This is a genomic window from Lysinibacillus sp. FSL K6-4013 (assembly GCF_038630435.1).
GTDB classification, from domain to species: Bacteria; Bacillota; Bacilli; order Bacillales_A; family Planococcaceae; genus Lysinibacillus; species Lysinibacillus boronitolerans.
Genome location: NZ_CP152031.1, coordinates 388,028 through 412,730 on the forward strand (window position 1 = coordinate 388,028; position 24,703 = coordinate 412,730).

Below are 24,703 nucleotides of genomic sequence, written 5' to 3' on the forward strand. Positions count from 1 at the left end.
CAATCGGAAAACTTGTACATGCACCCTATTAGTTTGATGTTAATACTTCATTTGTTAATGCTTGAATATCGATATGTGTTTTTTCCTTTACTGCGTCCTTTAAAATTTCTGTGCGGAAATATTGGACGGTCGCTTCAAGTGGAATCGCCAACAGTTTTGAAAGGGCTGATTGATACATATAGACAAACTCTTTGTCAGTATTGCCGCGCTTTAATTCTGCGAAAGCTTCATAAAATTGATCTAGTTTATCTGCAAATTCAAGTAGCCGCCCCTCTAAAGTCTGATCCTTTCCTTCTTTCATCCGTTCAAAGAAAATAGCCTGAAATTCTTGTGGGATTTCATTGATAATAAATTTTTCCATCATCTTTTCTTCCACGTGTGCTAGCATTTGCTTTAACTCTGGACTAGCATGTTTTACAGGTGTCTTGATGTCGCCAATAAATACTTCAGCAAAGTCATGATTAATCGTTTTTTCATATAAAGATTTCCAATCAACTGTTGCACCGTGCATTTCTTCTAATGTTGCGAAAAACATCGCATATTGGGACACCTTCCAAGAATGGGCTGCCACGTTGTGCTCTTCAAATTTGAAGCGACCTGGGCAACGAATAATACGCTCTAAATCATTAAGGCTTGTAAAAAATTGGTGAATTCCTATAAAAATCACTCCTTTTTGTTCTATAAGTGCATGTTACTATAAACAATACCCTCTTTATACGGTTTTCAAACAATTTAACAATGATTCAGGCTGTGTTTACAAAGGATTCACAATTGCTGATAAAGTAGATTCAGCTTGAATGCTATAATGAAGGGGACTGATGAAAAGGGGAGTACACAGCATGTTTTCCATTTATACACTTCTTCTTTATATACATATTTTAAGTGCTATTCTTTCGATTGGGCCTTTGTTTGTTGTACTAACCATTGTAAAAAAAATGCGCACAGCTTCCACTGATGACATGTCACCATATATAGAAGCATTTAAGGGTGCCATTGCGCTCGTCAAACATTCAGGGCATGTACTAGTAGCATCGGGTATTTTGTTAATGTGGTATGCAGGCTATCATTGGAATACCTCATGGATTGTATTAACATTCCTCGTGATGTTTGCATCGATTGTATTTCTAGCGAGAGCGTTTAAACCGACGTTGCGCACATTTAACACGCCTGCATATAACCATCAACAATTTGTTTCACTGTTACATCGAAAAACATGGATGTATATTTTATTATTGCTTATTATGCTTTGGCTGATGGTAGCAAAGCCCGTTCTTTGGTAAAAAAAATACTGTCATCTGCAGAAAAAGACCTTTTCACAAGGCGAGAGATTGATTTCCGTTCCGCCAGCGTCCTTTCCAGGGGGCGTCCGATGAGCCACTTCACTCACTTACGTTGGCTCCACTCCAATCAACCATTCTGCAGAAGCGTCTTTTCCTTATCAGCAGCATCGATCAGATCAAATAACCCATTATTTGAATTAGGGCTTTTATTTTCAATGTGAGAAGTGATGACACTCCTCACTAAAATGAGTAGTTAACACCTTCAATTTATTTGAAACATTTTCACCTTTCATAAAGATTTTATTTATTGATTTGTTTTTCAACACTTTGAAAAAATCGCACCCCTTAAGGAGTGCGATTTTTTAGCTTACTAAGCGTTTAAAATAACTTTTTCGAATTAATACATAGCTAATGAGGAAAAGCACAAAGAAACAACAAGAGCTAGCTATGGAAACTTGTAAAAATGCTGTAGAAACCATTGTTTGTATAGCCAAAAGTGTAATTAGCAAGAGTGTAATAGCTATGGTGAATGGTACAAAAATAAGAATCGCCAATTCTTTAGTGATAATGGTAGCTAATTCATTTCTAGAAAGTCCTAACTTACGTATACCAATATACTTTTCCTTCTCTTGTTGTAATGTTGTTTGTAAATAGAAGTACAATATACTCATGGCTGCACTTAAGAAAATTAGACTTAACATGGAGCCGATAAAGAACATGACACTTTTAACAAACATCTCTGTGTTATATAAATCAATTTTGGATGTTACATAACGTTCTCCAGGTAAAGAGGGTAAGTCACTGGTAATAATTTTTGCCAAATCTGTGTGGGCTGTCCAATCTTCCAGTTCATAGATATACGTTTTATAAACAGGGTAGTCAATGGTTTTGTAAATGTCATCAGGTACAATGAAATAACTTTGTTGGAAGCCAGTAGATAGCAGATTTTGCTCATGGGTGCTGGCTAGTTTTAAAGATTTTATATACAGATCGCTGGCATTGTTTGTTGTAGGCGCTACATCTCGACTGCCAGCGACGGCAATAAATTCATCTTTACTTAGTTTGTTGTCCTGATGCTGGATCAGGTTATAATCCGATAACGCCATATAGCCAATGCGTTGATCTTCCTTTGATTTAAATTCAATAAAATACTTGTGGGCTTGAACCGTTGATAAAGTATCTTCAAGATAATCAAGATCAGCCTTTACCATGTTGTCATCAGCTTTTGGATCAGCAATATATTGAAAGCTATATGGATAATTTTCTTCACTAGTCTTTTTTACATTGTAATAAGAGCTAAATAAAATACTTGTACATAGAAAGACACCGCTTAATAGGATAGTAATTAGAAACAGCATATTTGCATGTGATTTCATTTTTGCATTTAAATTGGACGCCAAAAGCATATTTGTTTTTTGAAGATAGGCAGGAGACTTTTCATATATTTTTAAAAACAAACGAAATCCTTGTGTGATGACTAAATAAATCGTACTAAGAATGCTAATAAAAAATAACAGATAATAAAGGACACTTAAAGTGTCTACAATGGAATGCTCGATTTTTAGCAAGTAAGCTAAAGTGGCAGACATCAAAATACTTAGTATTAATAACACATAATGAGGCTTAATAGATTTCTCGATAACTGTATCGCTTTTTAAAAGTTGGATAGACGCTTCTTTATTAATGAACCTCGTAACAACTGTCGATATTACAACAAATAAAATCAGAAATAATCCTATGGTTATGCTGATTGCTTGAAGAGGGATGTACATACCAAATGTTTCTGCCTTTAAAATGACTTTTGCACCCATTAAGAAAAGAGGTGTAATAACAAGGCCGAGAACGATAGCCGCCAGAATAGCTAAAATGCCAATCAACAGATTTTCACGGAAGACCAGCTTACGAATCTGCTTCATGGAAGCCCCAGTAATCATAAATATTCCTAAGGTCTTGGTCTTCTTACGTAAAAATGCTGTGATTGAATAGGTAATGTAAATAAAAGAGAATAAATAAACGAGCATACTAGCTAGCATTAAAGAAATTCCAAGTGTAGAGTTTGGATCTAGGCTTTTCAGATTTGGATGAAAGACGATAACAGAAAATAGAAAGAAAATAATAATAGAAAACATACTACTCAAGAAGTAAGAAACATACGTCCATTTGTCACGTAAAATATTTTGAATCACAATATGATTAAAGCTCATGCTGTCCACCACCTAGAAAAGCAAGCGTGTCCATAATTTCCTGATAAAAATGCTTGCGGTTGTTGCCTCGATGTATTTCGTTATATAATTTCCCATCTTTAATAAAAATAATGCGATTGGCAAAGCTTGCTACATAAGGATCATGTGTCACCATGAGAATAGCCGTATCAAGCTCTTGATTAATTGAGGAAAATAAGTTCATGACATCATTGACAGCCTTTGAATCCAAGTTTCCAGTAGGCTCGTCTGCTAACAATAAACTTGGCCCATGTATAACGGCACGAGCGATAGCTACTCGTTGTTTTTGTCCACCTGAAATTTCATAAATACGTTTCGACAATAGTTCCTCGATACCAAGAAATTGAGCGACATCCTTTAAACGTTGAAGCATTTTTGAAGCAGGTATGCTATCTAATGTTAATGGCAATAAAATATTTTCTTTCACTGTTAATGTATGCACAAGATTAAAATCCTGAAATACAAAACCTAGTTCAGAGCGTCTAAATTTGGCGAGCTCCTCATCATTTAATGCGTAAGGATTATGATTGTTTATGAAGATATCGCCAGCGGTAGGACGATCAATAGTGGATACACTATTTAAAAATGTTGTTTTCCCACTACCTGAAGGTCCCATGACAGCTACAAATTCCTGTTGCTGTAGCTGAAAATCGATACCGTTTAACGCTTTATAGGTGATCTCACCGATGTATTCCTTGTGCAAATTGGTTACTTGAAGTATTGTGTTGCCCAAATTAAAACAACTCCTTTATGGTCATTAGATAACTTTAGTATAGAAAAGGAGCGGCATATAACCTATTTCTCTTGATGACATGAAGATGACAAAGTTGTCATCTCAGACTGTAGACAAACTCAATGAATTTTGAGTTTGCCTACAGTCTTTTTTCTTTTACAATAAAATAAAGTAAAGCCGTTGATTTCCACTACGGGCGGACGCTTTCCGCGGGCGGGGTCGAGCTGCTTCCCTCGCTTCGCTCAGTCCAGGATCTCGACTTTCCCGCTTTTCCCGCAGGAGTCGCCACCCTTCGTTCCAATCAACTTCTACATAAAGAATTCCTAATTCATCTATTGATAAAAAGTACACTTTCGAGGTGATTAACCATGATGACGAAAAATCAAATCAATGAACGTGAACAATTAGAAATGCTAACGATTGATCAATTAGTTCCCCAAGATCATTTAGTACGAAAACTAGAGGCGGCTATTGATTTTTCATTTATCTATCCTTTAGTAGAAAACCTCTACTCTGCTAAAGGACGCCCTAGTATTGATCCTGTTGTTCTCTTTAAAATGACGTTTATTCAGTACGTTTTTGGTATACGGTCCATGCGTCAAACCATCAAAGAAATTGAAACGAATATGGCGTATCGTTGGTTTTTAGGATTTGGCTTCCATACAGAAGTCCCGCATTTCTCTACCTTCGGTAAAAATTATGTCCGTCGCTTTCAAGACACTGATATATTTGAGCAGATATTCTATCGTATATTAAAGGAGATTATGCATCAAGGACTCCTCCATGCAGACCATTTATTTATCGATTCTACGCATGTGAAAGCGAGTGCGAATAAACGAAAGTATGATAAAAAAGTTGTGCGAAAAGAAACACGAGCTTATGAAGAGAAACTTCAATTAGAGTTAAATATGGATCGTGAGGAACACGGAAAAAAGCCCTTTCCCCCGGAGAAGTTTGAAAAGGAAGAATGGAAAGAAATAAAGGAAAGCACGACAGATCCTGAAAGTGGATATTACGTGAAGGATGAACGCACGAAACAGTTTGCGTATTCTTTTCATGCAGCGACAGATGAAAAAGGCTTTGTCTTGGGTGCCATTGTAACTCCGGGAAATGTGCACGATAGTCATGTATTACAGCCACTTGTGGAAAAAGTCATTGAAAACGTTCAAAAACCATTAGCTGTTGCGGCAGATGCAGCCTATAAAACACCCGCAATTACAAACTTTTTATTAGAGAATCAAATGTTGCCTGTTCTTCCTTATACACGTCCTAAAACGAAAGATGGATTCTTCCGAAAACATGAGTATATATATGATGAGCACTATAATTGTTATCTTTGTCCACAAGGACAGATATTGAAGTATACGACAACGACTAAAGAAGGGTATCGTCAATATAAATCGAATCCTTTGATTTGTGCGAAGTGTCCGAGCCTATCCCAATGTACAGAAAGTAAGCAACATCAAAAACTCATTCAACGTCATATTTGGGAATCGTATGTAGAGGAAGCAGAACATTTACGCCATTCCAATGACATCAAACAAATCTATGCAAAGCGCAAAGAAACGATTGAGCGTATCTTTGCAGATGCAAAAGAAAAGCATGGTATGCGATGGACAACCTTAAGAGGTCTAAAAAAATTGTCTATGCAGGCGATGCTTACTTTTGCTGCCATGAATTTAAAGAAACTGGCTACTTGGACGTGGCAGGCAGCTTAAGAAGGTAGCTATGCTCGAAGAGTATGTTGAATTTGGTAGTATATTACCAAATGTTAAAGATAAAATAGGAAGAAAAATGACAAAAGCCCATCGAGAGTGAACCTCTCGATGGCTTTTGTCTACAGTCTGAGATGACAAAGTTGTCATCTTCATTTTTTAAGACTATTTGAAAAACGAATGGAAAAAGTAGTGATATGCTCAGAAGATTGTAAAGTAAAGGGATGCTCTAACGTAGTTAAAATCTTTTTCACTAAATATAAGCCTATACCTGTTGCTTCGCCACTCGTTCGTCCCTTTATGCCTGTATAAAATAAATCAAAGACTCGTGCTATTTCGCTAGTAGGGATGGTCTCACCACGATTTGTTATGTGTAAAGCTTCGTTTTCATAATCAATATGGATGGTGTTTGCCATTTCACTATATTTAATGGCGTTATTTAATACTTGATAAAGTACAATTTTTAACCACTTTCGATCTGAATAAATGATTTGGTCTTCAGCAAACGTCAGCTTTGGAAAAACTTCACTTATGATAAAGAAATCCTTCAAATCATTGATGACTTCTTGCACGAGTCCCTTTAAAACAATAGGTTCAATTTTTAAATCACCTACTAAATGAGATGTGCGCTCATACGTTAATAACTGATTGAGGGTAAATGTCAATTTATTGCACTCTTTATTGATGGTATGCCATTGCTGCAATTCGTCAGTGGTCTTGTTGGACGTAGCTTGAACGATTAATTGAATAACAGATAAAGGTGTCTTCATTTGATGTGCAAAATGTGATAGAACTAGTTGCTTCTCATGTGCCTGTTCTTCCAATCTTTGCTGTTGGGTTAAAAATAAATACTGTATTTGTCTTAGCTTTTCACTATAGTATTGCTCAATAGCTGCACGTGGTTCAAATAAATGAAGATCATCCTGCGTTTTGATATTTTTTTGTAAATGATGATAAAACTTTCTTCTTCGATAATAACGACCAAGAAGCCATAGAATAAATAGAAAGCTGACAAGAAAAATAAAGTAGGCGTAGTGTGAGGATAGGTCATCTAATACATGAATAATCCAAGGAAGTAGAAGGAAGCTTATGCTATAGAGAATAATGATACTAAGATGATCTCGAAAGAATAGCTTCATTTACCTTCCTCCACCAATTGATAACCGAGACCACGAATTGTTTTAATCTCAAGTTGAGAGTGTACGGCTTCCAATTTTCTCCGTAACCGACCAATATTCACAGACAAAGTATTCTCCTCAACAAAGGTTTCATCATCCCAAATAGCACTTAAAAGCTTTTGACGAGGTACTACATTAGGGTAAGCTTCGAATAATAACTTACTTAGCTGCATTTCTTTTAGCGTTAACAGGCTCTCATTGCCTGTTGTTTGAAGACGAACTGTATCTGGATTTAATGTAGTATTCGCTATTGTTATAGTTGTTGTCTCGGTTAATGCGTATTCCCCATAGGTACGTCGAAGTAGTCCATTTACTTTTGCCATGAAGACATCCAATGAAAATGGCTTTGTGATAAAGTCATCGGCACCATTTTCAATTCCATATACTTGATCAATATCATTTACTCTGGCAGAGACAATGATGATGGGACATGTTGAGAGTTGACGGATTTTCCGTGACCAAAAATAGCCATCGTAAGTGGGGAGATTGATATCCATTATGACTAGGTGTGGTTGTATAATGTTAAATTCTTCAATAATGTGTGGGAATTGTTGTACAGTATAGCATTCAAACTGATATTTAGCTAAATGCTCTACAATCAGTGAAGCTATATTTGCATCATCTTCTATTATGTATATTTTGTACATACCTACCATCCTTCCTTTGTTTTATATGTATAATGTACCCTTGTTTCCAAAAATCTATAGAAGAATTGTAACTTGAAACTTTGGGAAGAGCCACCTCAAAACAAATAGAGATAGTATATTCCGTTTTTATTTGCAATATGGACAATCGGATGATTCTAAAACGTAAAAACAAAGATACAAATGAAGTAGTGAGCAAATGAATTTATGAACAAGGGTGAGGAGCAATAAATCACTAGTTTCCCTCTAAATTCAAATAAGAACTTTAAGACTAAAAAAATTGAACTTTATGGGTATTATAGTTCGATTTATTTTTTTACTGTATTGAGAATAGGGGAGAATTTATTAGTTTTTAAGTATTTTTTAAGAGACATGGCGTATGATGATTGAATAAATATATGAAGTTTGAGTTGAAACAAAGATAAAATTTAACGAAAAAATCATCTCAATGGGAGAAATGATCTATTGTGGGTAAATTCAAGTTAAAGTTATCGTTTCTTATAGTTAGTATGGTGATAATAGTTGTACTCGCGGCATCTAGTATTAGTATTTGGAGTAGCTATTTAAATTTTAATGAAATTTTGCAGGAAAATAAAAAGGATATGAAAGAAACCTATGTAAAGGAAGTTTCCACACTTACTACAGACTATTTACAAGGTTCTGTGAAAGATGATCGTTCATTAGAACCATATATGGAGCAAATAGTAGATACTTTACTTGATGAAAGAGCTATTTCTTTTAGTTTACTAATTAAGAAAACCATTATCCATATTATTATAGTAGTAGTTGTGGTATTAGGGTTAGCTATATGGTTAGCGAAAAAAATTACCCGACCACTTAAGGATCTTGCAACAAGAATAGAGATAGGGGAGACATTGCAAGGAACAGAGGATATTACTGATTGGTATTACGAAGTAAAATTATTGAAAAGTAATGTACAAAATATGATGATTTGTTCCGAAAGTAAAATTACAGATTTAACAGAGCAATTGAATCTAGACGCATTAACTGGAATTCCTAATCGAAGAAGAATGGATCAAACTTTACATGAGTTGATTGTTCAAAAAGTGCCACATGCGATCATCTTAATTGATTTAGATGATTTTAAAAGTATAAACGATACATATGGTCATACAGTTGGGGACGAGGTTCTAAAGGCTTTTGCTAATCATATGCAAAGCAGCATAAAGGATCAAGGCTTGTGCTTTAGATATGGCGGCGAAGAGTTTATGGTCATCTTACCTTCCATGAACATAGATGCTGCAGTCCAACTGGCAGAAAACTTACGAATTAAACAAGCTTTACAGGAAACTGCATGTGGTAGACCTGTAACCATGTCTGCTGGAATTACGGCTTTTACACCAAATGTCCAGAGTCCGAATCAATTGATAGAAATTGCAGATCATGCTTTATATAAGGCTAAACAATCAGGAAGAAACTGTTTATGTGTTGTTAGAAATATGAGACAAATGATTATTAAATGAATGTATGAAAGCATGCTAGTGTACGGTACTAGCATGCTTTTTCGTGTCTTCCAAATAATTCAATTAAAAGCTTGTTGGGTCTTAGAAAGAGCTCTTATTTCCATTGCTCGATTTATTTTTGTATCAGCTAAAAAATAGCAAACATCTAATATGATAAAGGTTAAACCGCCCTACTAAATTATAGATATATACGCAACAAATTGATTAATTTACTAAAAAATTAATTAAAATTGTATATTTTTCCGTTTTTATAGTAATAATTCCTAATATCAGGCAGCTAGTCCTGAGTTATTAATTTGCAAACTTATGGTTGCTTACATAATAGAGCTTTTAACTCTAGTGTGCTAGCAACAGATTTGCAACAAATAATAAAATGATGGAGGTATTACTAAACATGAAGAAAAGAGCATTAGCTTTAGCGGTAGTATTGACATTTGGTGTGAGTCTCTATGCTAGTCCTTCCTTTGCTAAGGACAAATCGCCAGGCAATATACTATGGGCACTCCCGCAAATTTATAATTTAACAGTAGGTGAGTTCCAGCAATTAAATGAAAAGGATTCATTATGGTTTTACCCAGAGCAAGACTTAGTGAAAGACACGTCAAAAGCAGAAGAACCATTGGGGGATGAATATGTCATCAAAGGTGGGGATACTTTATTTTCAATAGCTCGTATTAATAATGTAACTGTAGATGATTTGAAGAAATGGAATCACCTTGCGTCAGATTTGATTTTAGCTGGTGAATCGATAGCTATTAAAGCTTCAGCTGCAAAACCAAAACCAAAAACTTCCGGGGGGATTGCAACAGCTACTAAGCCTGCTGCACCTGCCAAAACAAAACCAGCAAGTGCTCCAGCAACTGTCTCTGGTAAAACATTAACAATGCGTGCGACTGCGTATACAGCCTATTGTGAAGGCTGTTCAGGAATTACAGCAAATGGAACAGATATAAGGTCTAATCCTAATTTAAAGGTAATCGCTGTAGATCCACGGGTTATTCCACTCGGTACGAAGGTTTGGGTGGAAGGTTATGGTGAAGCAATCGCTGCTGATACAGGGGGAGCTATTAAAGGAAATAAAATCGATGTATTTATTCCTACTGAAGGACAAGCACTTCAGTGGGGTGTCAAAACAGTAACGGTAAAAATCTTAAATTAATTATGAAAGGGGTTTCTCGAACTTTGGGAAATCCCTTTTATTTTGGTTGAGTTTCCTATTCAGGCTCAAATGATATAGGAGCCATTATAGAATCGTAAATGATTAATTGTGCATAAGTACTGAAGAAATTGGAAATCATCAGAAAGAGAGGAGGTATTTTTATGAAAAAAATAAGCTTAATGGGCCTTTCTTTACTAATTTTTGTTGCGGGTTGCAGTTTTTTTGATAAGAAAGAGGAAAAAGTAGCTGTCAATGCTTCTTCCCCTTTAACAGCTACTGCAAAAGTGATTGGTGCTAATAATGAAAGCTATGGTAATGCATATCTTCAAGAGGAAGATAACGGCGTTATGATGACGCTCGCGTTAACAGGCTTACCACCAGGCACACATGGTATCCATATTCATGAAGTAGGGAAGTGTGAACCACCTAAATTTGAATCAGCTGGTGCCCATTTTAATCCAACAAAAAAGGAACATGGTAAATTAAATCCTAATGGCTATCATTTAGGAGACTTACCAAATTTGGAAATTGGTGAAGACGGCAACGTGGATCTTAACTTTTTAGCTGAAGGGTTAACTTTACAAAAAGACCAACCTAATTCGCTATTAGATAGTGATGGAAGTGCTATTGTCATTCATGAATCAGCGGATGATTATAAAACAGATCCTGCTGGTAATTCTGGAGCAAGAATAGCCTGTGGAGTCATTCAATAGGATGAAAAATGAGACTGTATCTGAACGTTAAAAGATACAGTTTTTTTATTTTAGGAATAAATAGAAAAAATCTGTGATTTAATCTAAAAATGCGATAGGTTTTATAGTTATAATGCATAATGTATATAATTTATTGCAATTTACTAAAAACCTATTGTATAATCCTTTTATCAGAAAATTCAACTAATAAGGAGTGATACGATGGGGAAGTTGTTAAATTCAAAGTTTGAAACGTATTTAATGGATCAAGAATATGATTTACGTGACGAGGAAGAGAAAAATGAGGAGCAAATGGTGAACATTCAGTATGAAGAGTATCCAGAAGGGTTTTTTACAAGTTTATAATGAGAATTTGATGGGCTATGTTGAAAGTGTATTAACTTTTAGCATAGCCCATTGTATTTTATACCTCTATTGATAAAGGGTTTTTTCAGCGCATATGTATGTACTATATAATTTAAATAAGTGGGTTAGGTCTGAAGACATATGTACTTTTCTGAAAAAGATTCATGTATAATGGGAAACAAAAATGCGTATAGAGGTGTAATTATGTCAAAAGCTTTAACAGTAGAAGAAACGATTTATCAATGGTTTGATCATTTTCATAAATATCCTGAAGTAAGTTGGAAAGAGTTTGAGACTACTAAAAAAATTGCTTCCATACTGGATGAATTACATGTTAGTTATCGTTTATTAGGTGATATACCTGGATTAATAGCTGAAATTGGGACAGGTAATGAAATTGTTGCAGTACGTGCTGATATTGATGCTTTATGGCAGGAAGTTGATGGGAAATGGCAAGCCAATCATTCGTGTGGACATGATGCGAATATCTCAATGGTTCTTGGTGCATTATTACTACTGAAAGATCGCTCCTTACAACATCGTGTTCGTTTCATCTTCCAACCTGCTGAAGAACTAGGAAATGGCGCATGTGCAACGTTTGATAGAGGCGCAGTTGATGGAGTATCACATTTATTTGGTGTTCATTTAAGACCAATAGAAGAATTACCACTTGGCAAAGTTTCGCCTGCCATTCATCATGGCGCTGCTTATTTTTTAGAGGGATCTATTCAAGGTATTGATGCACATGGGGCTAGACCACATCAAGGTAAAAATGCCATTGATGTAATTATGGCCGTGCAACAAATGCTACACAGTATTCATTTATCACCATTTGAACCGCATTCTGCTAAGTTAACAAAAATTATTGCGGATGGTGGTAGTACAAATATTATTCCTGGAAATGCTTGTTTCTCGATGGATGTTCGCGCACAACATAATCAACAACTTGAATTGCTGCGCAGTAAAATTGAGTCTGGATTGAAATCGATACAGCAACAATTTGAAATTAATATGAGTTGGAATTGGATAGATTTCACACCAGGTGCTGAAGTTTCCTCGGTTGCTGCGAACATGGCGAAGACTGCCATCATTGAAGCTTTGGGGGAAGAGCATTTAGCGGATGAAATAACTACACCAGGTAGTGATGATTTCCATTTTTATACAGTTAAAAAGCCGGAGCTAAAAGCAGCAATGATTGGAATTGGTGCAAATTTAACCCCAGGATTACACCACCCTAAAATGACATTTGATCGTAGTGCCTTAATTGATGCTGCGAAAGTGCTTGCATGTGTATTAGAAAAAAAGCCTGAATAAAAAATTTTTTAAAAGCTAGATGAAAAAATGTAACTATTTTTTCATCTAGCTTTTTTTGCATGAACATTTTTAATAATGCATGGATATTCAAGGGTTTGCATTGTTTTTTATTGCTACTTGAAAGCGTTTTATTACGCTAAAATAAAGGGATTTGCTAGGGAAGCATAAATTTTTTGCGTTGACTTTTAATTTTTTGAATATTAAGCTAAAAAACGTAAAAAATTATTTGCGTCTTGAAAAAACCGAAATGGAATTTGGTGCAAAAAAAGGGGATGGAAAAATGAAAAAGGATATTAATGCGGGCTGGGCACTACTAACTTTTGCAATTATGATTATTACTATGTTGATTACAGTAGTTGTTTTAGAACAAAGTCCTCACGTACCTCTTCTTGTAGGCACAACTGTAGCAGCAATTGTGGCCAAAATGCATGGATATAAATGGGCAGAAATTGAAGAGATGATGTATAAAGGGATACGTCTGGCATTACCTGCCATTGTTATTATTATTTTAGTAGGTTTGACAATTGGAGCATGGATTGGCGGCGGTGTCGTAGCAACAATGATTTTCTACGGTCTAAAGTTAATTTCTCCAGCGTGGTTCCTAGTGACAATCATGCTGTTATGTTCAATCGTGTCATTAGCTATTGGTAGTTCATGGTCTACAATGGCGACAATTGGTGTCGCAGGTATGGGAATTGGTTTAAGTATGGGTATTCCAGCGGCTATGATTGCTGGTGCAGTTATTTCGGGTTCATACTTTGGAGATAAAATGTCACCATTATCAGATACAACGAATCTAGCAGCGGGTTTAACAGGTACAGACCTATTTGCTCATATTAAGCATATGCTTTATACAACGATTCCAGCGTTGATTATTTCACTTGTTGTTTTTGGATTCATGGGTAGAAAATTTGCAGAAGTTTCAATGCAATCTGAAGAAATTTTGACAACATTAAAAGTGATGGAAGAAAGCTTCGTTATTTCTCCTTTACTATTACTAGTTCCTGTTGGCGTTATTGTATTGGTGGCTAAGAAAGTGCCAGCAATTCCAGCTTTAATAATTGGAATTGTCTCAGGTTTCTTACTTCAGATTTTTGTACAAGGTGGTTCAGCTGCAAGTGCTGTACAAGCATTACAAGCAGGCTTTGAAATCTCAACAGGTAATCACATGGTGGATGATTTATTTAACCGCGGTGGTTTAGACTCTATGATGAATACGGTTTCAATGACAATCGTTGCGATGACATTTGGTGGTATTTTAGAGTATTCAGGAATGTTAAAGGCACTAATGAATGTAATTGTGAAGTTTGCTAAATCTACAGGAAGCCTTATTGCTTCAACGATAGCAGCTTGTGTAACAACTAACGCAACATGTTCTGAGCAATATATTTCAATTGTTGTACCTTCACGTATGTTTGCAGGTGTCTATCAACAACGTGGTTTACATTCTAAAAACCTATCTCGTGCATTAGAGGATGGGGGAACTTTAACATCTGTTTTCTTCCCTTGGAATACTTGTGGTGTGTTTATTTTAGCTACTTTAGGTGTAAGTGCAATGGAATATGCACCATATGCAATTCTTAACTTTACTGTACCGATTATTTCTATTATTTATGGATATATTGGATTTGCTATTGTTAAATTAACACCAGAAGAAATAGCAGAAGCTGAGAAGCATAAAAAGGCACAAGAGGCTGAAAATACGGATAATTTGGTAATGGCTGACTAAAATAAAAATTCTCGTAGATTCATGTGTATCTACGAGAATTCTTTTATGAGGTAGTTTAGTAAGTTGAAAAATTCAATTGATAAATTTTACGAGGACGTCCTTGCTGATGGGTCATTTCTTCACCAACAATCTTTACATAACCATTATCAACTAATTTTTTGATAATACGTTCGGTAGTACGTCGTGTTACTTGGAGGTATTCAGAAAGATTTTGAGATGTAAATTGAGCTGACTGTCGTTCATTACTGAAATTAATTAATTTAGAAATATTTAATGGACTTAAACTTGTAAGCTTAGCCATATGTAAAACATAAGGATCATCCGTTTTCAAAGAAACTTTACCTTCTGTATTAGGGAAAGGTCCTAATAAGTTTTTATGTTCATCAAGAATATAAATCTCAAAAGGTTTAGTAAATGTTAAAGCATGCTGTGCATTTTGTGTAGCTTCCAAAATGGAATAACCATAGCCGAATGCTAGCTTAAATGGTTGTTCAACTTGCTGTATGAGCTGTTCTAGGTTGTCCTTTTCTAGAGCATTTTGCAGATTGCCAGCAGTTGTGTATAGCTCAAAGGAATGTGTTGAAATTTGCTTAAAAGTTGAAAAGGTAGCTTTCGCAATTTGACTTAAAACAGTTGATTCAATGGAAGTATTTTTAGGGATTTCTAAGAGACCCACTACAGCCTTGAAAGCTTCTGACTTGGTTAATAGTGATTTTGATTTTGTTTCTTCAAGGCATTGAATAATAGATTTGGTAGCATCTAACATACGCATTGACGGTATTTGAAGTGCTTGTAATTCATCAAATACACTATGAATACTGGTAATGACAAAATCAATACTTTTTGAATTCCACAGGGCGATATGGCGTTTTAAAATATTCTCAGTTGGTTCAGTAATCGAAATATGCTGAACATATGGCTTTTGACCATGAAATTCTATTTCTGCTAAAACATTATCAACGAATGCAGGATTCATTACATCGATGGATATCCTGTCGATTGCCACTGCATGTTTGGCTACTAATGATAACAATGTTGTAGAAATGGTTGTTTCATCTTGCTTAATATAATTCCAAGGTATTGGTACTTCTGATAATAATGATTGAGTGTGTAAATAGGGTAACGTTCCTCCGAATAATATTGCATCACATGGTTTTATTTGCTTCATTAAAGTAGGTGCTTCAGAGGGGTGGCTGTAAAGATAAAATTCTAATTGAATATCGGTTATGTTTTGTGCGATACTAATAATACGCTTCATAAATGCTTTTGAACATATAATCGCTATTTTGGTAGACATGGGCATCCGTCCTTTTCTATTTTTTTAAACATTTAGCGACGTATTAGCGACAACTTTAACGACAAGGGAGACTGATTACGATGATAATTAAACAAGTAGAAATTTTTGCTATACATTTACCGCTAATTGATCCATTCATCATTAGTTATGCTACATATGATACAATGCCTTCCATTATTTTAAAAGTAACTACCGACACAGGTGTGGTAGGGTATGGTGAAGCAGTTCCTGATGAACATGTAACAGGTGAGTCATGGGAAAGCACATATGCTGTGCTGAAACATCAGCTTGTCCCGGCTATTATTGGGGAAAGTCCAATGGCCTTTGAAAAGCTACACGATAAAATGAATAAAGTTGTGAAAGATGTACCAGCAGCAAAAGCAGCTATTGATATTGCTTGCTTCGATATTGCTGGGAAAGCGCTAGGGGTACCTGTATACCAACTTCTAGGGGGGCGTTATCATGAAAAATTCCCAATCACACATGTACTAAGCATTGGAACACCTGAAGCAATGGCAGAAGAGGCAGCTAATCGAGTAGAAATGGGCTATCGCTCTTTTAAAATGAAGGTAGGTACAGAGGTACTTCGTGATGTAGCCCGTATAAAAGCGGTACGTGAGCGAGTAGGCGAAGACATTGCTATTCGAGTGGATGTAAATCAAGGATGGGGTAATGCAGCCATTACATTACAAGGTTTACGTGCTATGAAAGATTTAAATATCGATTGGTTAGAGCAACCTGTAGATAGTGAAGACATTGATGGAATGGTAGAAATTAAATCAAAGTCTGATGTGACATTAATGATTGACGAAGGACTACGAGGCGTACGCGAAATGCGTGAAATTATAGCCAAGCGTGCTGCAGATAAAGTAAATATAAAATTAATGAAATGTGGTGGCATCTACCCTGCTATGAAGCTTGCTGTAATGGCAGAAATGGCAGGTATTGAATGTCAAGTTGGTTCTATGGTAGAGTCGTCAGTTGGTTCTGCTGCAGGTTTCCATGTAGCATTCTCTAAGAAGATTATGACGAGTGTAGAACTCACGGGTCCATTAAAATTCTCAAAAGATGTTGGGAACTTACATTATGATGTACCATTTATTTGCTTAAATGAAAAACCAGGATTAGGTGTAGATGTGGATGAAGCTGTAATCCAAGAATTATGTAAGTTTTCAACTGTTGTCACAGCCTAAGGAGGCGTAATATGGAAATTATTTATGATGGTATGCTTGGTGAGACACCGTTTTTTGTTATAAAATTAACGCCCCAGCATTTACAACAAGTTGAAGAGCTACAAGTTGCGGTTTATGAAGCATTAGCAGACAAAAGTATACTACAACCCTTAAGCACAGAGGAATTTGAGTATATTTTAAATGGGCATGGAATGATGATAGGTGCTTATGTAGGGGAAGAATTGATTGCCTTTCGTGCGCTGTTAAATCCACCTATGGATGAAGAACACCTTGGCTATGATTGTGGAATTGCAGAAAACGAATTTCAACGTGTGTTATATCAGGAAATATCGAATGTTTCACCAAAATATCGAGGTTACGGATTACAGAAAACATTAGCCACTGTAGTGATGGAAAATATCGATTTAGAAAAATACGATTATATATGCTCCACTGTAAAGCCCTATAATATTCCGAGCTTAAAGGATAAATTCTCGCAAGATCTCGTTATTAAAGGATTGAAAATTAAATATGTAGATAAGCTTCGTTATATTTTTTTTAAAGACCTACGACAAGAGATATTCCCGACCTTCACTGAAAAACAAGTGATATCAATGGGAGACACGACTGCGCAACAGCAACTTTTAAAACAAGGTTTCCTTGGCACAACGATGTATGAAGAAAACAACGATTGGTTTGTTGTATACGAAAAATAAAGCACAAAGCCTTACCTTTCACATGAATTTGTGGGGGGTAAGGCTTTTTTATAGGGCTCTATTATTTCTTCATTGGACAAAAACCACAAGCCATTAAACCTGGGATATCTTTAGAAAAACAACATGACTTTCTTACAGGAACATTGACTAAATTAGTCGGGCTAAGGCCACCTGTATATTGAGCCCACCAAGATTTATTGGAGAAGCGTGCCCATGTTTTAGGGTCTTCTAAAGCCTCAATATCCTCCATGGCTTGGTCGGCTAAGCCAGGATTAGATAATAATATATGATAATGCCATAGCAAGTAGCCAAAGAAATTTTCCCAAATGGTAAGAGGGGAGATGGATGTTACTTTACGAAGCTGTTGGACAATGACGTGGCCATCGTAAAGAATTTTCTCAATAACAGCTTGACGTTCATCTTCATCAACGTAGCGCCAATCATTTGGATTAGCGAACATGGCAACAGTAAAGCTGTTAAATTCCTTTGCAGCATCAAAACGCAATTCAAGCGGCTTACCATCCCATACTTCATCATAAGCGGCAAGCATATAAAATTGCATCGCAAAAAACATTCCATAGCGGCGTGCAAAGTGTGAAATAGCGGCTGTTTCTGTTGCTGCATCTGTTATACCCATCATAAGGTTTAAAAAATCAGGATGGTAAAAGTCTTTATGTATATCAGCTAAAGTAAATAAAGTCCGCTTAGGTTCAGTTGTATAAATACTGTACGAGTTTAATTGTTGAACTTGATCCATTGTTAAAGCTGGCATGGTTATCCTCTTTTCCTTTGAACATCTGTTAACATCATTATAAAGTAATCATTTTTGCTTCACAAATGGAATATCATGTAGTAAAATACATTAAACATATAAGAAAGGTGGGTTTTAGAGTGTCGCAGCCTCAGACAATTCCAAGGCCACTAGTTAGACTGAACCAGTGGACTATTCTTTTGAGTGTCATTTTATCATGGGCAACAGGAATTACCTGGATATTAATAATTCCACTAGCTGCAAATTTACTAGGTATTTTATGTAACTATAATCCAGTACTTCGTGTAGGGAAGCTCTTTTTAACAAAGCCTCCATCTGTGTATATACCAGAGGATGCTCAGCAACAAAAATTTAATTCCAGTATTGCAAGCCTTTGTTTAGCAGTGGGTTTGTTAGGTTATCTATTACATTGGCAGGTTGTTGGTCATATCTTTACTAGCATGGTTGCTATCGCATCGTCCATCGCAATAGCAGGCTTTTGTATAGGCTGTTTTCTGCATTTTCAGTTGAAGCAATGGCAGTACCGACGCTCATTAAAAAAATCTTTTTAAAAAAGTAAAAAAATTATAAGATTATGATTGACATTTTAATTGATAATGATTATCATTATCGTATAAAGATTATTCCTCCTCTACAATACAGTGTAGAGAGGATGAACTTTAGCTACTTTTCTCCAGAAGTTTGCTAGTTCATGATTACGCTCCTAAAACCCCCCTCATTTTTTGGGAACGTGAAAATCTCAGACGACTTATTCTAAATTTAGAATAGAGTCGTCTTTTTTTGTCAAAGAAACAGCCCATAAAATGGACTGCTAGGAAGTTGTGTTTTGTTGCACAGCATTCTTTTTCCCAATAATCATTGTATAGTAGCTATGTAATAGCATACCAACAATGATGACACCGAGACCTGCAAGTGCAATAGGGCTAGGAAAGGCAATTCCTAATAGTAATACTTCACCCATAATAACAAAAAGAATTTCTGTTGACTGAGTTGCTTCCACAGCAGCTAGCTTGCCTTGATGGTCTCTTACGCGATCCGTTGCTATGAAAAATAAAACAGTTGCTATAACACCTGAGCTAATTCCGACAAGCAATGATTGGAACATTTGACTTGCTGAGGGAAGTCCTACTGTAAGAAGGGCATAAATAGCCATGATGATCCATGCTGGCAGCGAAGCAATTGTCATACCTAACACTCGCTGAAAAGTATCAATTCGCCCCCCGCAAACTTCCATCATTTTGCGATTGCCGAGAGGGTAAGCAAACGCTGCAACAATGACAGGTAAAATACCAAGCATTAAACTTCTAAACGATACTGATTGTGCATGAGGTATTTGTATAAGCAAAATACCTACTAAAATGACACATGAAATAAGCAAAGATATAAAAGGTATTTTTTGTCGCACTGTTTTACCAGCAATGACCGAAACAAAAAGAGGAGCTAATAATACACCAGCAACGATTGTAAACTGCCATGTACCAGAAACCAACCAACCTGGACCAAAAGCAGCAGCATATGTTAAGGGCGCATAAAATAAGACAAAACCAACAAAGCTCCAAAGTAGCCATGCTATAGGCTGTGCTTTTATTTCACCAGAAAGCTGAGAAAAGCCTTTACGATAAAAGACTATGATGAGCAAGAAGGGGAGCATAAAAAAATATCGTAATGATGCACTCCATAGCCAACTACCACCTTGCATTTCCATTGCGTGATTTAGAATAAATGTCACGGCAAAGAAAAGGGAAGCTAAAATACCTAATGCAATTTCTTTCATAAACATCACCTCAACCTGAGTTTATTGCCTCAAGCCCTTTATGTAATTTGAAAATTCAGTAATTATGGCTGAAAAAATTACGAAGAGAGGAAAAACCTCTCTTCGTAGCTATAAAAATTTTTCATGACTCCTTAGGTAAATGCGTATAGAAATAAGCTCACTCAAAACTATTATTTTGCTTGCTGTTCAAAAAGCTGAACGATTTCTATGATAACCTGAGTTGCTTTTTCCATTGTTTCAGCGGATACATACTCGAATTTACCATGCATGTTTTCGCCACCAGCGAAAATATTTGGTGTTGGTAGGCCCATATAGGATAATTGTGAGCCATCTGTACCACCACGAATTGGCAGGGTATTCGGTGTAATATCTAATTTTTCCATTGCAGTCCGTGCAATGTCAACAATTTCTTTAACAGGCTCAATTTTTTCACCCATATTGTAGTATTGATCTTCAATTGTAATGCTCAGTGCATGCTCACCAAATTGCGCTTGAATTTTAGCTGCAGCATCACGCATTAATTGTTTTTTCTCTTCAAACTTTTGGCGATCATGGTCACGCACGATATAAGATAGCTCAGTATGCTCAAGAGCCCCTTTAAAGCCCATTAAATGAATGAAACCTTCATAACCTTCTGTCTTTTCAGGAACTGCGTCAGCAGGCATTTCATTTTGGAAGGCGATGGCCATTGTAATAGCATTTACCATTTTATTTTTGGCAGAACCAGGATGCACGCTAGTGCCTTTGGTAACTACTTTTACGCCAGCGGCATTGAAGCTCTCGAATTGTAGCTCACCAAGAGGTCCACCATCCATAGTATAGGCATAGTCTGCACCAAAGGCAGCGACATCAAATTTATGTGGCCCACGACCAATTTCTTCATCTGGAGTGAAGGCTACACGGATTTTACCATGCTTAATAGTAGGGTTTTTAATGAGGTATTCCATTGCCGTCATAATTTCAGCAATGCCTGCCTTATCATCAGCGCCTAATAATGTAGTACCATCTGTTGTGATAAGTGTTTGACCTACATAGTTTTTAAGCTCAGGAAAGTCAGTTGGAGACATAACTAAGTTTTCATTTAACTGAATATCTCCACCATCATAATTATCTACGCGCTGTGGCTTCACATTTGTGCCTGTATAGTCAGTAGCTGTATCAACATGGGCTAAAAAGCCGATAGTTGGTACTTCTTTATCTGTATTAGCTTCTAATGACGCAAATAAATAGCCATTTTCATCTAATGTAATGTCTGTTAAACCAATTTCGGCAAGTTCGTCTTTTAAAACATGTAATAGGTCAAATTGTTTTTGGGTAGAAGGAGTTGTATCGCTTGTGAAGTCTGATTGTGTATCAATTTTTGCATAGCGTATTAATCGCTCAATTACTTGTTCTTTCATAAGTATGGCCCCCTAATGTGTATATGTTAAAATTCTTTGTGCATTTACAAAGCAGATTTCAGACGCAATTATGCCTTGGCATAATTGATATTATTGTAACACTTTACTTCGGATTTCGGAATATTGAAGGATACTTAAAGCAATAAGTAATTGGGCGCTATAATAAGTCAGCATGATAATTTCATGAGAAAAAGCTAGTGGCATGACAAATTTGTTAATAGCTAAATAAGAGTCAGATGCAATAAAAAATAATGCACCACTTGCTGCTAGCGTAGATCCAGTTTTAATAGCTGTCCATCCCATTGTAAGTATCACAGAAATATAGGCGATTACTGCGATACCAAGTATGGTTTCGCCTGTTTTAAAGACAGACCCCGCAATCCATATTGCCATACTTGCTCCGTAGAGTAATAAAAGTATTTTTGCCCATGTTGGTATATGCCGCTCATTTGCAGTAGAGAAAGCAAAAATATAAAAAATATGCCCGATAAGAAAGCTAGTTAGCCCAATTAAAAACCACTGCAATGTATAGTCTCCAATCATACAAAAAATAAGTCCCGCAATAATCAAAAGTTGGTATTTTTTAATATGTAATGGCTTCTGAATCGCAGCTAAAATAATGATGAGCAACATTGGAATTACTTTAAAGATGAGTTTTAAACTTTCCGCAATATGGGAAAAGAGAAAAATATAATAAAGACCCAATAAAATAATGACACCGATTAATAATTTTTTTAACAAATTTTTCAGCTCCTTTCCTTTTGAAATTCAATATTTATGGTAGAATTCCTTTCTGTACAACGTATGTATGAAACTTTTTTAGTATGTGACCGTAAAGTAAGTAGTGAGAAAGAAGAAGAGAGGATGAACCAAATGACTAAGCTACTGATAGCTTCTGCAGTCATTGCATTGATCGCAAGTGTGTTAGTGACACCGCTTATTACGAAGAAGCGAGAAGATGGACAATCGAAAAAGGTAATCGGATACTTTTTTATTGGAATCTTTGTATTAGGATTTTTAGCCACAGGCATTACTTTATATGTAACAAAAATTGATGTAAATTGGCTTGTTTTTTGGCCTGCTATTATTTTATTAACATTGGCGGGAGCTCTGCTAGCAAGTGGTATCGAACGGAAAATAAAAGGTCTTTTATTTTTAGCAAGTCTGGGTGTAGCTGTGTATGTATTATCAGCACCTTTATGGAATGCTAATGAAAAATTTAAGTCATCTGAAATGAAGGAAGAAGTAGAAATAAAACCATTCGATGAGACACAAACACCTGCAAGTGTACCACCGAAATTTGCTCGTAATAAAATGAAAAAGGCTTTTGGACAAGTGCCAAACACGAGTTACTATGAATTAGGACGCTTACAAATTCAAAAAGTGAAGGGCGAATATGTTTATATCGCGCCAGTTGAATTTTCGGGATTCTTTAAATGGATGAACGGTAGTACAACACCTGGTTACTTCATAATGAGTGCTACAGATTCTGCGGATAATCCTAAATTTATTAAAGAGGAAATGAAATACGTACCTTCTGCATATTTAAATGCTAATTTAGAGCGTCATATTCGTTTACAACATCCATTCCTTATTTTTTATGGTGACGTACAACTGGAAGTAGATGATGAAGGAAAGCCATACTACATTCGCTCATATGGTGAATTTATTTCCGCGCGTAATGGCTTTGATGTAAAAGGAATTGTCTTGGTTGATGCACTGACAGGGAAATCAGAAGTAATTAAACTGGATCAAGTACCTGAATTTATTGATGGTGCTGTATCACCAGAGACAGTAAGTTTACAAAACAGTTATTTTGGTAACTATGTACATGGTTTTTGGAATAGTATGTTTGGTAAAAAGGATGTAAAGATTCCTTCTGATGAAGGAACAGAATCGAATGTTAGCCCAATTTTCGACGAGAAGGGTGATATGTATTACTTTACAGATTTTACAAGTCCTAAAGAAGGTGTGGATTCAATGTTAGGCTATTCACTAACAAACGCACGAACAGGGCATGCAACATACTATACAGGGAATCAAGACTCAAGTTATATGGATTCACAAGGTAATTTACAAATAATCGAGAAGAAATTCATTGAGAAAAAGTGGAATGGTGAAATGCCAGTGTTGTATAACTTTTATGGAGAAGCGAGTTGGCTGACAGCTGTGCTAGATTCCAATGGTTTCTTACAAAACTATTTTATCGTGTCCGCAGCCAATCCTGAAATTTCCGTTTACGCTACTACTCCTAAGGAGGCATTGAAATTATATAAAACTGCCTTAAGTCGAGGAGGAAATACTGTAGATGGTAGCTCAAGTGCTGAGGAGAAACAAGTTAGCGGAAAGGTATTGCGTGTATATAAAGAACGTCTAGGCGATTTTACAACTGTATCTTTCTTATTAAACAATGGCGAAAATTATTTAGTGAGTGCTGAAACAGAACCTTTAGCAATTTATTTACAGGAGGGTGATGAGGTAATACTCACTTATGGTGATACAGGAGAGCAGTTCCTACCAGTGCGCTCTCTTATAATTAAAGGACTACAATAAAAGAACAAAAGACGATCTTGATATTACGAAGATCGTCTTTTTTATGTAGATTGTTCTTGAATATAGGTAAGCATTTTTTCTCTATGGTTCATAAATAGTCTTTCGGCATGATCATTTAGTGTAAAGATTTCTTGTATATACCCTTTTAATAATTTATCTTCATATTCAAAAGCATGGCCGTAAGTGTTTTCTAAAATATAGGATAATAAAAGAGCATGCAAGACAACGACTTCTAAATTCTGTGTATTCGTAACGAATTTTAAATTGAGAATAGTAGTATGAGAAACGAACTGATTGACATAATCAATGGGTTTTTTATATACATTCAAATCAATATGTGACTCTAGTCGTTTTCTTAATTGGGTGCATTCATTATTTAAGTCTTCAATTTTTAAAAATAAACCTCTTACACTTCTCTTATGCTGTTGTTCTAAGGTGCGAGCAAGATGTTTATTGATATTGGACATTATTGGTATAACTCCTTTCTTTGTTAGGTATCATTT

General features: G+C 35.9%; 23 protein-coding genes. 12 read left to right on the forward strand and 11 right to left on the reverse strand.

Features of this window, described 5'->3' with window-relative positions:
- Positions 1-28: 28 nt before the first annotated feature.
- A complete protein-coding gene (locus MHB39_RS01945) occupies positions 29-667 on the reverse strand; it encodes a YfbR-like 5'-deoxynucleotidase (protein WP_016992175.1) in 639 nt (212 codons plus the stop codon).
- A gap of 172 nt (positions 668-839) precedes the next feature.
- Between MHB39_RS01945 and MHB39_RS01950 the strand changes: the two genes are divergently transcribed.
- Positions 840-1,280: a DUF2269 family protein gene (locus MHB39_RS01950; RefSeq protein ID WP_016992176.1), complete on the forward strand. Its 441-nt coding sequence runs from the start codon at positions 840-842 to the stop codon at positions 1,278-1,280.
- A 362-nt stretch (positions 1,281-1,642) separates the two neighbouring features.
- On the opposite strand, the gene MHB39_RS01955 is transcribed toward MHB39_RS01950, so the two are convergent.
- Both MHB39_RS01955 and MHB39_RS01960 read right to left on the reverse strand, forming a co-directional pair.
- On the reverse strand, positions 1,643-3,484 hold the full coding sequence (locus tag MHB39_RS01955) for an ABC transporter permease (RefSeq protein ID WP_259949238.1): 1,842 nt from the start codon (positions 3,482-3,484) through the stop codon (positions 1,643-1,645).
- Positions 3,474-4,235: an ABC transporter ATP-binding protein gene (locus tag MHB39_RS01960; RefSeq protein WP_054549053.1), complete on the reverse strand. Its 762-nt coding sequence runs from the start codon at positions 4,233-4,235 to the stop codon at positions 3,474-3,476. Before MHB39_RS01960 ends, MHB39_RS01955 begins: the two co-directional genes overlap by 11 nt.
- 368 nt (positions 4,236-4,603) lie before the next feature.
- Between MHB39_RS01960 and MHB39_RS01965 the strand changes: the two genes are divergently transcribed.
- A complete protein-coding gene (locus MHB39_RS01965) occupies positions 4,604-5,953 on the forward strand; it encodes an IS1182 family transposase (protein WP_342545717.1) in 1,350 nt (449 codons plus the stop codon).
- A gap of 149 nt (positions 5,954-6,102) precedes the next feature.
- Here the strand turns inward: MHB39_RS01965 and MHB39_RS01970 are convergent, their stop codons facing one another.
- Both MHB39_RS01970 and MHB39_RS01975 read right to left on the reverse strand, forming a co-directional pair.
- On the reverse strand, positions 6,103-7,089 hold the full coding sequence (locus MHB39_RS01970) for a HAMP domain-containing sensor histidine kinase (protein WP_342545719.1): 987 nt from the start codon (positions 7,087-7,089) through the stop codon (positions 6,103-6,105).
- On the reverse strand, positions 7,086-7,775 hold the full coding sequence (locus MHB39_RS01975; RefSeq protein WP_333005610.1) for a response regulator transcription factor: 690 nt from the start codon (positions 7,773-7,775) through the stop codon (positions 7,086-7,088). Before MHB39_RS01975 ends, MHB39_RS01970 begins: the two co-directional genes overlap by 4 nt.
- Before the next feature lie 464 nt (positions 7,776-8,239).
- Here MHB39_RS01975 and MHB39_RS01980 point away from each other — a divergent pair, with 464 nt between their 5' ends.
- The 6 genes from MHB39_RS01980 (at position 8,240) to nhaC (ending at position 14,516) form a co-directional block, all read left to right on the forward strand.
- Positions 8,240-9,256: a GGDEF domain-containing protein gene (locus tag MHB39_RS01980; protein ID WP_342545721.1), complete on the forward strand. Its 1,017-nt coding sequence runs from the start codon at positions 8,240-8,242 to the stop codon at positions 9,254-9,256.
- Between the two features lie 394 nt (positions 9,257-9,650).
- A complete protein-coding gene (locus MHB39_RS01985) occupies positions 9,651-10,415 on the forward strand; it encodes a 3D domain-containing protein (protein ID WP_103117358.1) in 765 nt (254 codons plus the stop codon).
- Between the two features lie 161 nt (positions 10,416-10,576).
- Positions 10,577-11,128 (forward strand): superoxide dismutase family protein, encoded by a 552-nt coding sequence (locus MHB39_RS01990; protein WP_016994420.1) that lies wholly within the window; start codon positions 10,577-10,579, stop codon positions 11,126-11,128.
- A 201-nt stretch (positions 11,129-11,329) separates the two neighbouring features.
- Positions 11,330-11,473 (forward strand): hypothetical protein, encoded by a 144-nt coding sequence (locus MHB39_RS01995; protein ID WP_016994421.1) that lies wholly within the window; start codon positions 11,330-11,332, stop codon positions 11,471-11,473.
- Between the two features lie 204 nt (positions 11,474-11,677).
- Complete coding sequence (locus MHB39_RS02000) at positions 11,678-12,787, forward strand: amidohydrolase (RefSeq protein WP_036078042.1); 1,110 nt, start codon at positions 11,678-11,680, stop codon at positions 12,785-12,787.
- A gap of 280 nt (positions 12,788-13,067) precedes the next feature.
- Positions 13,068-14,516: a Na+/H+ antiporter NhaC gene (gene nhaC / locus MHB39_RS02005; RefSeq protein WP_026023485.1), complete on the forward strand. Its 1,449-nt coding sequence runs from the start codon at positions 13,068-13,070 to the stop codon at positions 14,514-14,516.
- A gap of 55 nt (positions 14,517-14,571) precedes the next feature.
- Here the strand turns inward: nhaC and MHB39_RS02010 are convergent, their stop codons facing one another.
- Complete coding sequence (locus MHB39_RS02010; protein WP_342545722.1) at positions 14,572-15,813, reverse strand: hypothetical protein; 1,242 nt, start codon at positions 15,811-15,813, stop codon at positions 14,572-14,574.
- An 80-nt stretch (positions 15,814-15,893) separates the two neighbouring features.
- Between MHB39_RS02010 and MHB39_RS02015 the strand changes: the two genes are divergently transcribed.
- Together MHB39_RS02015 and MHB39_RS02020 are read left to right on the forward strand one after the other, a co-directional pair.
- The gene (locus MHB39_RS02015; RefSeq protein ID WP_036078045.1) at positions 15,894-17,006 is read left to right on the forward strand and encodes a dipeptide epimerase; all 1,113 of its coding nucleotides are present in this window, start codon (positions 15,894-15,896) and stop codon (positions 17,004-17,006) included.
- A gap of 11 nt (positions 17,007-17,017) precedes the next feature.
- Positions 17,018-17,701 (forward strand): GNAT family N-acetyltransferase, encoded by a 684-nt coding sequence (locus MHB39_RS02020; RefSeq protein ID WP_342545723.1) that lies wholly within the window; start codon positions 17,018-17,020, stop codon positions 17,699-17,701.
- A gap of 61 nt (positions 17,702-17,762) precedes the next feature.
- Here MHB39_RS02020 and MHB39_RS02025 read toward each other — a convergent pair whose 3' ends face one another.
- Positions 17,763-18,473 (reverse strand): hypothetical protein, encoded by a 711-nt coding sequence (locus MHB39_RS02025; protein ID WP_036078049.1) that lies wholly within the window; start codon positions 18,471-18,473, stop codon positions 17,763-17,765.
- A 119-nt stretch (positions 18,474-18,592) separates the two neighbouring features.
- Between MHB39_RS02025 and MHB39_RS02030 the strand changes: the two genes are divergently transcribed.
- Positions 18,593-19,024 carry a DUF4395 domain-containing protein gene (locus MHB39_RS02030; protein WP_312124658.1) on the forward strand — a complete coding sequence of 144 codons (432 nt, stop codon included), beginning with the start codon at positions 18,593-18,595 and terminating at the stop codon, positions 19,022-19,024.
- A 260-nt stretch (positions 19,025-19,284) separates the two neighbouring features.
- On the opposite strand, the gene MHB39_RS02035 is transcribed toward MHB39_RS02030, so the two are convergent.
- The 3 genes from MHB39_RS02035 to MHB39_RS02045 form a co-directional block, all read right to left on the reverse strand.
- Positions 19,285-20,247, reverse strand: a complete 963-nt coding sequence (locus MHB39_RS02035; protein WP_036078053.1) for a multidrug resistance efflux transporter family protein — start codon at positions 20,245-20,247, stop codon at positions 19,285-19,287.
- A 170-nt stretch (positions 20,248-20,417) separates the two neighbouring features.
- Entirely contained in the window at positions 20,418-21,647 is a 1,230-nt protein-coding gene (pepT, locus tag MHB39_RS02040) for a peptidase T (protein WP_016994434.1), read from the reverse strand.
- 90 nt (positions 21,648-21,737) lie between these two features.
- Complete coding sequence (locus MHB39_RS02045) at positions 21,738-22,388, reverse strand: lysoplasmalogenase (RefSeq protein ID WP_339280592.1); 651 nt, start codon at positions 22,386-22,388, stop codon at positions 21,738-21,740.
- A gap of 132 nt (positions 22,389-22,520) precedes the next feature.
- Between MHB39_RS02045 and MHB39_RS02050 the strand changes: the two genes are divergently transcribed.
- The gene (locus MHB39_RS02050; protein WP_016994436.1) at positions 22,521-24,200 is read left to right on the forward strand and encodes a hypothetical protein; all 1,680 of its coding nucleotides are present in this window, start codon (positions 22,521-22,523) and stop codon (positions 24,198-24,200) included.
- Between the two features lie 41 nt (positions 24,201-24,241).
- On the opposite strand, the gene MHB39_RS02055 is transcribed toward MHB39_RS02050, so the two are convergent.
- Complete coding sequence (locus MHB39_RS02055) at positions 24,242-24,667, reverse strand: hypothetical protein (RefSeq protein WP_258860732.1); 426 nt, start codon at positions 24,665-24,667, stop codon at positions 24,242-24,244.
- Positions 24,668-24,703 lie beyond the last annotated feature (36 nt).